The sequence below is a fragment of the Arthrobacter sp. PM3 genome (genome assembly GCF_003352915.1).
Classification (GTDB): domain Bacteria; phylum Actinomycetota; class Actinomycetes; order Actinomycetales; family Micrococcaceae; genus Arthrobacter.
In genome coordinates this window covers 2,826,618-2,838,413 of sequence record NZ_CP022314.1, presented here as the reverse complement: position 1 = coordinate 2,838,413, position 11,796 = coordinate 2,826,618, and the positions used below count along the sequence as shown (strand labels likewise).

Below are 11,796 nucleotides of genomic sequence, written 5' to 3'. Positions count from 1 at the left end.
ACAGGAGCCTTCCATGAACGGCGTCCCCATAGCAGCGAATCCAAAGACGGTGCTGGTCACCGGCGCCACCGGCTACATCGGCGGCCGCCTGGTCCCCCGCCTGCTCGAGGCCGGGCACCGCGTCAAGGTTCTGGTCCGGACGCCGGCCAAGATCGCGGGCGTGCCGTGGCTGGAGGACGTCGAGGTCATCCAGAGCAGCCTGGACGACGGCGCGGCCCTGCGCGAGGCGCTGGCCGGCGTCGACGTCCTGTACTACCTGGTGCATTCCATGGCCGCCGGCGCCGGGTTCGAGGCGAAGGAAAAGGCCATGGCCGGGACCGTCGCCGGGGCGGCTGCCGCGGCCGGCGTGGACCGGATCGTGTACCTCGGCGGCCTGCACCCGGCCGGGGCCAGGCTGTCCACCCACATGCGGTCCCGCGAAGCCGTGGGGAACGTCTTCCTGGCCAGCCCGGTGGACGCCGTGGTGTTCCAGGCCGGCGTCGTGATCGGCTCGGGCTCGGCGTCGTTCGAAATGATCCGGCACCTGTCCGAGACCCTCCCGCTGATGCCGGCCCCCAGCTGGGTGCGCAACAAGATCGAGGCGATTGCGGTCCGCGACGTCCTGTACTACCTCGTGGCCGCCGCGTCGCTGGAAGGACCCATCAACCGGACGTTCGACATCGGCTGCCGGGAGGTGCTCAGCTACGCGGGCATGATGAAGGAATACGCGGCCGAGGCCGGCCTGCCGCACCGGGTGGTCCTGGCGCTTCCGGTGCCCGCCCCCAGGCTTGCCGGGCTGTGGGTGGCCCTGACCACCCCGATCCCGCTGTCCATGTCCCTGCCGCTCGTGGAGTCGCTCCAGCACGATGCGGTCTCCCGGGAACATGACATCGATGCCTACATCCCGGTGCCGGAGGGCGGACTGACGCCGTACCGGCGGGCCGTGGCGCTGGCACTGGGCAAGGAACGCGACGGCCAGGTCGAAACCACCTGGGCGAGCGCCGGCGCCGACGCCGATCCCCTGCCCAGCGACCCGGACTGGGCCGGGCACACGGTGTTCCTGGATGAGCGCAGCTTCACCAGCGACGTGGATCCCCGGTACGTCTGGACCGTCATTGAGGGCATCGGCGGCCGGAACGGCTGGTATTCGCTGCCGCTGGCCTGGCAGGTGCGCGGCTGGCTGGACAAGCTCACCGGCGGGGCGGGACTGCTGCGCGGACGCCGGCACCCGCACCTGCTGGCGGAGGGCGAGGTGGTGGACTGGTGGCGGGTGGAGCGGATCGACCGCGGCCGGCTGCTGCGGCTGCGCGCCGAAATGCGGGCCCCCGGCCGGGCCTGGCTGGAGCTCGCCGTCGAGCCGGAGGGCGCCGGCAGCCGGTACCGGCAGCGCGCCATCTTCTTCCCGAAAGGCCTCAGCGGCCGCCTCTACTGGCTGGCCGTGCTGCCGTTCCACAGCGTCATTTTTCCGGCCATGTCACGGAATATCACGGCCGCCGCCCGAGACCTGGAGAGGCTCGAATCGGAACCTGCCCGGCGCACCACGTAGGATGTTGGAGCCCGAATCGTCCACTTCCACACCACGGAGGACCCCCCTATGGCCCTGAGTGCATCCACCACTGTCCCGCACGCCGTCGACCGCGTGGCAGCGGTTTTCGTCAATGAAGACTTCCTGCGCCACACGAGCGAACTCGTCGGCGGCAGCCTCGAATCCTTCGCCGTCGACGGCGATCCCGCCGGCGCGTTCAGCACCACTACCGTGCGGACCATCCCGACCACCCGGATGCCGGACCTTGCCCGGAAGATTGTCGGCGAAAGCCTCAAGGTGACCCAGCTGGAGGACTGGGAGGCCCCGGCAGCCGACGGCTCCCGGCAGAGCAGGATCTCGCTCAAGGTCGCCGGCGCACCGCTGGATGTCAGCGCTGTCCAGCGCCTCGTGTCCGACGGCGGCAGCACCCGGATCGAGCTTGAAGGCAACGTGACCTCCTCGGTACCGTTCCTCGGCGGCAAGATCGCCGACGCTGCCGAACCGATGGTCGGCAAGGCCCTGAACCTGCAGTCCCAGCAGGCGCAGGCCTGGCTCGAAAGCCACTAACGCCGTGCAGCTGCCCGCGTTCCCTGCCGTCGTCCTGATCATCGCCGGGGTCTGGTCCCTGGTGGTCTGGCCGCAGTTCCTGCGCCGGGTCATGAAGGACCCGCGCGCCCGCGACGCCGACGGCAAGGCCACGCGATTCCTGACCGTCCATGTGGTCCTCGTCAGCATCTCCATGGTGCTGGGGGCGGCGACGGCGGTAATCGGCATCGCCGGGCTGCTCGCTTAGCATCCGGCACGCATAGCGACCGGCACGCCGGCGGTCACCGCCGCCGGCGTGCCCAAGGTCCCTCCCCGGGGACCGCCCGTGACAACGTGCGCCTTGAGCGCCCGCCGTCAGGCCGTCAGTGCCTGGCCGAGGGCGTCCTCAGCAGCCACCCAGGAGAGCATGGCGCACTTGACCCGTGCGGCGTACCGGGACACGCCCTCGAACGCCGCGGCGTCGCCCAGCAGCTCCGGGTCGGCCGGGATCTTGCCGCGCGAGCGCAGCACCTCGCGGAAACTGTCGATCACCGTCCGCAGTTCCTCGACCGCCATGCCCTCGGCGAGGTCCGTCAGCACGGACGCCGAGGCCATCGAGATCGAGCAGCCCTCCCCGTCCCAGCGCAGCTCGCTGACTTTCCCGCCGGCCACGGACACCCGGACCGTGATCTCGTCCCCGCACGTCGGATTCAGTTGGTGCGACTGGCCGGTAGCGGCACCCGCCGGCGCCGCGGCAGCGTCCAGGCCGCTGCCGTGACGGGCTTTGGAGTGTTCCAGGATGATCTGCTGGTAAAGCTGGTCAAGACTCATGGAGGTCCGTCCTAGGCTTGGAAGTAGGCACGGACGTCGGCGACCGCATTGAGGAACGCGTCCACATCGTCCGTGGTGTTGTACAGGTAGGTGCTGGCGCGGGTGGTGGCCGTCAGGCCGAGCCGGCGGTGCAGCGGCTGGGCGCAGTGGTGCCCCACCCGAACGGCGATGCTCCGGCTGTCCAGGTACTGGCCGACGTCGTGCGCGTGGACGCCGGCGACGTCGAAGGCCGCCAGGCCGATGCGGTCCTCCCCCGCGGCGGGGCCGAGCACGCGAATGCCGGGGATGGACGCCAGGCCCTGCACGAGGCGCTGGCCGAGTTCGGCCTCCCACGCGTGAATGCGGCCGATCCCGGTTTCGCTCAGGTAGTTCACCGCCGCAGCCAGGGCCACGGCCTGGGAAATGCGCTGGGTTCCGGCCTCGAACCGCTGCGGGCTCGGCAGGAAGCCGGCCCGTTCCATCGTGACGGTGGTGATCATGGAGCCGCCGGTCAAAAACGGCGGCATAGCGTTGAGCAGCTCGGAGCGGCCGTAGAGGCCGCCGATTCCGGTGGGGGCCAGCATCTTATGCCCGGAGAACACGGCGAAGTCGACGTCGAGCGCTTTGACATCCAGGGGCAGGTGCGGCGCGGACTGGCACGCGTCAAGCACCACTAACGCCCCGGCTGAGCGGGCCAGGGCAACCAGGGCAGCCACCGGGTTGATGGTGCCGAGGACATTGGAGGCGTGGGTGAATGCCAGCACGCGGGTCCGGGGCCCGATGATGCCGGCCGCGGCGTCCAGGTCCAGGGCGCCGGAGTCGTCAATGGGGATGAACTTCAGGACGGCGCCGGTCCGGGCGGCGAGCTCCTGCCACGGGATCAGGTTGGCGTGGTGCTCCATTTCGGTGACCACGAGTTCGTCGCCCGGCGCCAGGGCGAAACGGGCGGCATCGGGGCCCGCTCCGGGGAGCGAGGCGTTGAGGAAGGAGTAGGTGAGCAGGTTCAGGCCCTCCGTGGCATTGGAGGTCCAGATGAGTTCGTCCCACTGCGCTCCGATGAAGGACGCTACGGTTTCCCGGGCGTTCTCAAACACCTCGGTGGCCTCGACGGCGAGATGGTGCGCCCCGCGGTGGACCGCCGAGTTGCGCTGCTCGTAGAATTCCTGCTCGGCCTCGAGCACGCTGAGCGGGTTCTGCGAGGTGGCCCCGGAGTCCAGGTAGACGAGCTGTTTGCCGTTGACGTGCTGCTGCAGGATCGGAAAGTCATTGCGGATCCTCAGAACCTCCTCGTTTCCGAGCGCGACGGCAGAGCGGCGGAGATGGGCTGGGGTGGCAACCATGGCGGGGACTCCTGGATCGGCGTTCGATGGGGCGTACCGCGGCGGCCGGGAAGCCGGCCGCCGGAAATACGTCACACAGATTCGACCTAATTATCCCACGTTCCCGCAGACCTCCAGCGCGGCCGCTGCGCGCGGCCTCTTATCCGGTCCGGGAGCCCAGCGGACGGCCACCGGACAGGGGTGGCACGCCCTAGTACGCTCCCACCGGATGCAGGACGACTCTGAACGTGCGCCAGAGGATCATGATGTCTCCGGTCAAAGACCAGTTCTCCACGTAGTAGAGGTCCCAGCGGACGCTCTCATCCCAATCCAGGTTGGACCGGCCGTTGATTTGCCACAGGCCCGTGATGCCCGGCTTGATCAGCAGCCGCCGGCTCACGTCGCCCTCATAGCCGTCGACTTCACCGGGCAACTGCGGCCGCGGTCCGACGAGGCTCATGTCCCCCTTCAGCACGTTCCAGAACTGCGGAAGCTCGTCCAGGGAGTACTTCCTGAGCCAGTGGCCGCAGGCGGTGATCCGCGGATCATTCTTGAGCTTGAACAGGAGCCCGGCACCTTCGTTGAGGTGCCGCAGCCCGGCCAGGTCCTGTTCGGCGGTCGTGACCATGGAACGGAACTTGACCATCTTGAACCGTTTGCCGTTGCGTCCCACCCGCTCCTGGCGGAAGAACACCGGCCCCTTGCTGTCGCGGACGATGATCCAGGCCAGCGCACCGAGCAACGGTGAGAGGATCAGCAGTGCCGCGGCGGATGCCAGAATGTCCACGAGGCGTTTGAGCGTGTGCTTGACGCCGGTGAACCGGGGCAGCTCCACGTGCATGAGGGGCAGGCCTTCCACGGGCCGCCAGTGGATCCGCGGGCCCGCGACGTCGGTCAAGCTGGAGGCCAGGACGAGGCCGGCCCGGGTGCCTTCCAGTGCCCAGCCCAGCTGCCGGATGGCCCGGGTTCCGCCTTCGAGCGGCCCGGCCACTACCACCGCGTTGGCCCCCGTCTCGGCGACCTTCCCCGCCACCGAATCGACATCGCACAGCACCGGAATCCGGGCCGCAGAAATCTGCAGGTGTTTCTCGGAGGAACCGGCCGGCAACGCCGCGCCCACGACTTCGTACGCGGCGCCCGAAACCTTGCCGAACTGCCGGATGACGTACTCGACGTCGGCAGGTGCGCCCACCACGATCACCTTGGAGAGGTAGTGCCCGAAAACTCTCTGACGGTTCAGCCACGCCCGCCATTGCCAGCGGTTGACCAGGAGCAGGAGTGCCCCGGCCGGCAACGCGAGGGCAAAGTAGCTGCGCACCACGTCGATGCCCAGAAGGATAACGATAATGGCGATGCCCCCGAAGACGCCCAGGGTGGCATCCAGGACCCGCTTGTATTCCTCCGAGCCGATGCCCAGGACTGTCTCCTCGCGGGTGCGGTGCACTTCAAGCGCCAGAACCCAGGCCAAGACAACGGCAATGCTGACCGCCAGATACGAGCCGCTTGCGCCCGCATGGACCGGGAAGGGCCCGACTTCCTCAAACCGGAAGGCGTACGCGGCAGCAACGGTGACCGCCACAATGACTGCGTCGGTGATCCGCAGCCACCGCCGGTAGCGCTTGGCCCAGGACTGTCCGGAGTCCACGCGCGCGGCCTGCGCGTTCACGCCGGAGTCGACGGTGCCCCACGGCCGGGCGAGGGGCCCGGCGCTGGAAGCCAAAACCGCGGCCGGCCGGCGCGTCAAGCGGATTCCCCGGGGCCGGTATCCCCTGCGCCGCTCGTCGACGGCGCTCATGCCGGATCCTCACTTTTGAGCGGGCCGGACCCGGGTGTAGACCGATTAAGGGAGCCGACGGCGGCTGGGGGGAGAGCCTCGGTCTCAGAAGGCTCTGACGCCGCCGGCTCCGACCTTGGCGCACGGCTGCCGGCTGCGGCCCCGTGCGAATCCACTGAAGGAGTTCGGTGTATTGAATTTATGCCACGACCACCTCTAATGGTGGCAGTGGCTGCCTCAGCAAGCAAGATGCTATTTGATGCCACGCTAGTCTGCAGGTCGTGCCCGCGGTCGAGTACCGACCTGAAGTTCCTCATTCTGAGACCTTTGTGAGTTGTTCGTGGGACTGACTTAAGTCAATCGCCCGGACCGGTTCCACACACGAGTAGCGTTTACCCGACTTCTGCGGGACCGATTTGACGGGCACTACTTGGGGATACTCCCGCCGGTCCCCCGGTCCACCCGGACGGTACGCAGCCGCCGCTGCGGCGGGGGTCCGGTGTCAGGGCTGAACGGTGCCCAGGTCCAGAAGGTCGGTGCGCCGGCCGACACCGAGCTTGGCGAAGATGCGGGACAAGTGCCCCTCCACGGTCCGTTGCGACACACACAGGGCAGCGGCAATCTCGGCGTTCGTTGCCCCGCCGGACACCAGTTCCAGGACTTCGGCCTCGCGGGTGGTCAGGGCGGCACCGTGATCGCTGTGGACGATCTCCAGCCGCGCCGACATTCCGGCCTCCACGAGGCGGTGGTGGACTCGCCGCTGGACCGCAGTCAGCCTCCACCGTTCCGGGTCGTCGGCCAGGATCCGCTCGGCCTGCTGGGCGGCTTCAAGCGCCAGGAGCCCGTGGCCGCCGTTGAGCGCGTCGTCGCTGATCCCGATGAGGTCGACGGCGTCGGAAGCCGACACCGCCCGCGCGTAGGTTTCGAGCAGGCGTGCCTCCGGGCCGTCCACGGCACTGCTGCTGAGGGCGAGGGATTCCGCCCCTGAAGTGTCGCCGCTGCGGAACGCGAGCCGCCGGATGTCGGTTTCAACGCCCCGCAGGCCTTCGTGCAGGGCCTCGTCCGCCAGCCGGGCCAAGGCTTCCGCGCCGCTCCCGACCGGATCGTCCCCGGGCGCCGCGGCCCGGCAGTACGCTTCCGCCAGCAGCTGCAGGGTCTTTGGTTCCCCGTATGCCGAATGCCGGAAGGCCAGGACATGTTCTCCGGCCTCCTCGTGGCTTCCGACGGCGGCGGCCGCGTACGCAGCGACGGCGTGCGCAAACGGCAGCAGGTTCAGCGGGTCGGCGATAGTGAGTTCCTCTACGCCCAGGCGCACTTCGGCCAGGCTTTCGCGCATCCTGCCCTGGCGCAGCCTGGAGTATCCGCGCATGAGGTGGAGCATGCCGCCGCTATACAGGAGCCGTCCGGGCTCGCGGGCCGCGTATTCGTCCAGGGCCCGGCCGACGCCGTCCCAGTCGCCGGCCCGGATCAGGTTCAGGCAGTGCCGGACCACAAGGTCCTCGTAGACCAGGGGAAGCGCCGTGCTCGCGCTGCTGGCCCCGCTCCAGGCCTCCCCGTCCAGGCGCAGCCCGGCCCGCAGCCGGCCCTGCGCGGTCAGCACTTCGGCGAGGACGGACACGGCCGGCACCCGGATTTCAGGGTCGGTGCCGGCAGCGCGGATGAGGTCGCTGAGCACTGGTCCGGCCGTTACGAACCGGCCGTCCCAGGTGCGGGTGAGGAGACCGGCGGCCAGTTCCGCCACGGCCGTCCCGTCCCGGAGCTGATCATCCCGGATCTGATCACCCCAGGGCCGGGGCGGCGCTGCGGACCCGAGCCGGGCCGCGAGCAGTGCGGCCAATAAGGGGGGTCTGCCGGCCGGCAGCGGCCCGGCGGACTCCAGGCACGCCGCCGCGGCCGCCGTGCGCCCGAGGATGAAGTGCGAGTACGCCAGCTGGATCCGGGCCTCGGAGAGGTACCGGGTATCCCGAACGGCCCGCGCTGCCCGGGCCGCGGTCACCGGGTCCAAGGCGGTGTTCGCGGCAACGGCGGCCTGCAACAGCTGGGACGGCGGGATTTCCACACCGCAGTCGAGAGACCAGCGCAGCCGGTTCAGGGCCGCTCCCGGGGCCGCCGTACGGGCCGAGGGCAGCGCCAGGACGCTGGAGCGCAGGGCTGAACTCCGGCCGGCCGGGACCCGGTGGCGGATGATCTCGCCGACCATGGGGCTCGCGGGCCGGACCAGCCGGTCATGCCCGGCCGAGACGGCGATGATGCCGGCCGTGTCCAGGGCATCGACAGCTTTCGGGCCGCTGATCCGCAGGATCTGGGCCAGGGAGAGCGGTCCGGCCAGGGCAACAATCGTGGCGGCCGTCTTTTCCTCCGGGGTCATGGAGCGCAGTTGCCGGTCAACAACGTCGGCGGCCGGGACCCCAGCCATTTCGGGGTTGGCCAGCAGGAACCACACCCCGTGCCGGAAGCCCAGTGCACCGCTGGCGCGGGCATGCTGGATCAGGGACATGAGCATGAGCGGGTTGCCGTCGGCCGCGTCGTGAAACAGCGCACTGACCCAGGGCGAGACGTCGGCCCGCAGGACCTGCTCGCACAACTGGTGGGTCCCGGTCCGGCTCAGCGGGTCGAGGTCGAACTTGGCGACGATGCCGTCGTCCCAGAGTGACAGGAATTCTTCGGCAATCATCGGTCCGGGCAGGCAGGTTGCCAGGATCCCGGCTGCGCCGGTGGCCGCGGCCTGCGCGAGCTGCCGGATGGTCCCCTGGTCCAGGCAATGGGCGTCGTCGATCACAAAGAGGGGCCGGATCGCCTCGGCTTTCAGGCTGCCCGCCAGGGCCTCCACGACCGCGGCATAGGAGTCGAGTTCGCGGTCGGGGAGCGTGGACAGGTACGGAGCCAGCGCCCCGAAAGGGACAGCGGCCAGCGCCGGGGTGGCTGTCAGCCGGATCACGTGGCTGCGGGTTCCGAGTTCGCGGATGGCTGCTTTGACAACCGCGGTCTTGCCCGTGCCGGCCCCGCCGATGACGAGGGCACCGGACTTGGTGCCGTCCTGCAGGCAACGCACCAGTTCCTTGACGAGCGCCGAGCGCTCGACCAGCGGGCCGGTCTCAGCCAGGCTTTCCATCGTCGTTCTTCCTGCCGGCCCCGGCGGATGCCGGGCAGCCGCCGTCGAACGTGCCGGTCTCAGCCGAGCCGGGCGCTGTCTGCCGGAGTTGAGATGACATCTTTGAGTTCCGATCGGCTGGCCACATGCAGCTTCGAATACACCTGGTAGAGGTGGCCCTCCACTGTGCGGACCGAGACGTGCATCTGTTCGGCGATCTTGCGGTTTGACGTGCCGGCGGCGGCCCTGACCGCCACTTCGCATTCCCTTGCCGTCAGAGTCGAGGTTGTCAGCGAGTGCAGGCCGTTCTTCGGGCTGCCGAACTTGTCATCGAGTGACTGCTGCGCCCGCTGGGCGATCCGCAGCGCGATCCGGTTGCCGGCGTCGTTGGCGCAACTGACGGCTTTGCGGGCCGCGTCCCTGGCGAACACTGCGTTCCCTGCGGCCTCGGCGTCCTTGGACGCCGCAAGCAGCCGTTCACTGTCGGCCTCCCGCATGCCCTCGGCCAGCCGCGAGCACAGTGACGCGAACTGTCCGGCGACCCGGTCGCTGAGGGCGCCCAGTTTCTGGCCCGTCTGGCGGTCTTCCAGCCGGGACGCGGCGGACAGGAACAGGAGCGCCGGGGCCAGGGCCGAGGATTCCGTGTCGCGGTCCGCCTCGGCGGTGAGCGCCCGGATCGACAGGGAACGTTGACCGAGCTCGGCCTGGGCTGAGAGTTCGAAGTAGCGTGTCAGCCGTTCCACCAGCCAGGCTGCGGCCGGCCGCGGCTGGGCGAGGTCGGCGAGCAGGAGGCCAGCAGCCTCTTCTTCGCCTTGGAGTGCTGCGGCGTAGGCGCAGACCGCCGTGGCCAGGCCGGCCAGCGTGTCCGGGTCCAGCGCCCGGAGCTGCCAGCGGCCGGCCTGGAGCCGGGACAGGGCGTCGTCGAGGTGCCCGGCGTGCAGGTCGATAACACCGTGCCCGATCTCGAACATCCCGCCGAGCCGGGTCTGTGGTTCGCCGCCGCTGTAGGTCTCGTCAAGGAAAGCCGAGGCCTCCCGGTACTTGGCCGAGAGGAGCAGGAGCAGCAGAAACCTTCCGCGGATCTCACGGGCGGCCCGGTCCGTGAGCCGGACGCCGGCGGCGGCGGCCAGGACCTGCTTGCCCAAGGCCAGGGCCTGCACCACGTTGCCGGTGACGGCCAGGGCCTCGCAGCGCAGGCTGGAGGCCACAATCCTGGATTCGCTGCCAAGGTCGGCGGTGTCCATGCCGTCGGTGACGGCCAGGACATCGGCGTAGCGGCCCTGGAACGCGGCGAGTTCGGCGTCGGCCACGCGCAGCTGCTCCCGGGCTGTCCGAACAGCGGGGCTGTCCCCGGCTGGCTCCGTGGCCAGCCGTTCCGCGAGCTCCCGGAGCCGTGCCTGGGGATCGGCTGCCGGGGCGTGGCTACGCTTGTCCAGCTCAGCGCGCAGGAGCTGCAGGACGGTCCACTCGCCCAGCGGGACCTCCCCGGGGCCAGCCTCGTCCAGCGTCTCCAGGACCCGGCGGGCGGACTCCTCGTTGTTGACCGAGATGTGGGCTTTCAGCGCTTCGATGGCCATCGGGACGGCGGGGTCGTTTCCCTCGATCTCCTCGACGAACCGAAGGGCCGCGACGGGGTCGGACGCACTGTTGGCGGTATGGGCCGCAGCAAGGGCCACTTCGGGGCTCACCTGTTCCCCGCAGTCCAGTGCCCAGGCGACGCCGGTGGAACCACCGGCGTCCAGAGCATCCGATTCCTGGACGACAGCCGTCAGCCGGCGGCGGAGTTCGGCGCTGCGGCCCGGGGGGACGACGCTGGCGACGATGCCGGCGGTTACCGGGTTGGCCACGCTCACCATCGGCGGGTGTTCGTGTGTGACCCGGATCAGTGACCGCTCCTGGAGTGCGTCCATGTCCTGGGGGTTGGCGATCAGCATGAGGGTCTGCAGCGGGACGCCGCCGGCGAGGGCCAGCAGTTCGAAGACGTCGCGCTGGCCGGCCCCGAGCCGGTTGAGGCGCGCCTTCACGACGTCGCGGATCTCACCCGTCAGGGCGATGGGGCCGTTGCCCAGGAACCAGACGCCATCCTGGCGGAGCACGGTGCCGAGCTTGATCTGTTCCCGGGCCAGGGAATGGAGGAAGAGGGCGTTGCCCCCGCTTGCGCTCCAAAGCGCCCGGGCCGCGGTCAGGGAGAACCGTCCCCCGTATTCGTGGTGCAGCGTTGCTGCCGTCTCGGTGAAGTCGAACGGTCCAAGGTCGACCCGCCGGAGCATGTCGTCTTTCCAGAGGCCCATGATGTCACCGCCAACATGGGGCATGTCCACGCACGCAGCCAGCAGCGTGACGTGTGCCCCCGCGCTCAACTGGGCCACCATCATGCTGGAGAGCTCGTCGAGGTCATGGGCGTTGTCGACGAAGAGGACCACCCTGCGTCCGTCGGCTTTGCTGTGCAGCAGCTGGGTCAGCCCGCGCAGCACCATCAGAGGGTGTTCCAGGTGCGAGGCGTCGAGGTCGTTCAGAAGCACACTGAGGGCGCCGTACGGCAGCTTGGAGGAAATCGAGCTGCCTCTGACCTGGACCACCATGTACTCGTCGCCGAGCTGCTCGAGGGCGCGCTGGGCGATGAAGGACTTGCCAGCCCCGTGGTCGCCCACGAGGACGATGCCGCAGCCGGAGCCCGAGGTCAGAGTTTCGACCACCTCGGCAACGACTTCCTGGCGCGTGAAAGGTCTGTCTTTGTTGCGGCCGTAGCCGTTTCTCGTCGCCGGAAATGACG

The 11,796-nt window shown here is 69.4% G+C and carries 8 protein-coding genes; 3 read left to right on the top strand and 5 right to left on the bottom strand.

What is annotated here, in order from left to right:
• The first annotated feature begins 13 nt into the window (after window positions 1–13).
• Genes CFN17_RS12890 through CFN17_RS12880 form a run of 3 tightly spaced genes read left to right on the top strand, consistent with a single transcriptional unit; the run spans window position 14 to window position 2,297 of the window.
• Complete coding sequence (locus tag CFN17_RS12890) at window positions 14–1,525, top strand: SDR family oxidoreductase (protein ID WP_208748150.1); 1,512 nt, start codon at window positions 14–16, stop codon at window positions 1,523–1,525.
• A 48-nt stretch (window positions 1,526–1,573) separates the two neighbouring features.
• Window positions 1,574–2,071, top strand: coding sequence for a DUF2505 domain-containing protein (locus CFN17_RS12885; RefSeq protein ID WP_208748148.1), 498 nt, complete (start codon window positions 1,574–1,576; stop codon window positions 2,069–2,071).
• A gap of 4 nt (window positions 2,072–2,075) precedes the next feature.
• Window positions 2,076–2,297 carry an SCO4848 family membrane protein gene (locus CFN17_RS12880; RefSeq protein ID WP_208748146.1) on the top strand — a complete coding sequence of 74 codons (222 nt, stop codon included), beginning with the start codon at window positions 2,076–2,078 and terminating at the stop codon, window positions 2,295–2,297.
• Between the two features lie 107 nt (window positions 2,298–2,404).
• On the opposite strand, the gene sufU is transcribed toward CFN17_RS12880, so the two are convergent.
• The 5 genes from sufU to CFN17_RS12855 form a co-directional block, all read right to left on the bottom strand.
• Window positions 2,405–2,860 (bottom strand): Fe-S cluster assembly sulfur transfer protein SufU, encoded by a 456-nt coding sequence (gene sufU / locus CFN17_RS12875; protein WP_208748144.1) that lies wholly within the window; start codon window positions 2,858–2,860, stop codon window positions 2,405–2,407.
• A gap of 11 nt (window positions 2,861–2,871) precedes the next feature.
• Complete coding sequence (locus CFN17_RS12870; protein WP_208748142.1) at window positions 2,872–4,179, bottom strand: aminotransferase class V-fold PLP-dependent enzyme; 1,308 nt, start codon at window positions 4,177–4,179, stop codon at window positions 2,872–2,874.
• A 190-nt stretch (window positions 4,180–4,369) separates the two neighbouring features.
• Entirely contained in the window at window positions 4,370–5,953 is a 1,584-nt protein-coding gene (locus CFN17_RS12865; protein ID WP_208748140.1) for a sugar transferase, read from the bottom strand.
• Window positions 5,954–6,434: 481 nt separating this feature from the next.
• A complete protein-coding gene (locus CFN17_RS12860) occupies window positions 6,435–9,044 on the bottom strand; it encodes a LuxR C-terminal-related transcriptional regulator (protein ID WP_208748138.1) in 2,610 nt (869 codons plus the stop codon).
• 59 nt (window positions 9,045–9,103) lie between these two features.
• Window positions 9,104–11,719: a LuxR C-terminal-related transcriptional regulator gene (locus tag CFN17_RS12855; protein ID WP_208748136.1), complete on the bottom strand. Its 2,616-nt coding sequence runs from the start codon at window positions 11,717–11,719 to the stop codon at window positions 9,104–9,106.
• Window positions 11,720–11,796: the final 77 nt, after the last annotated feature.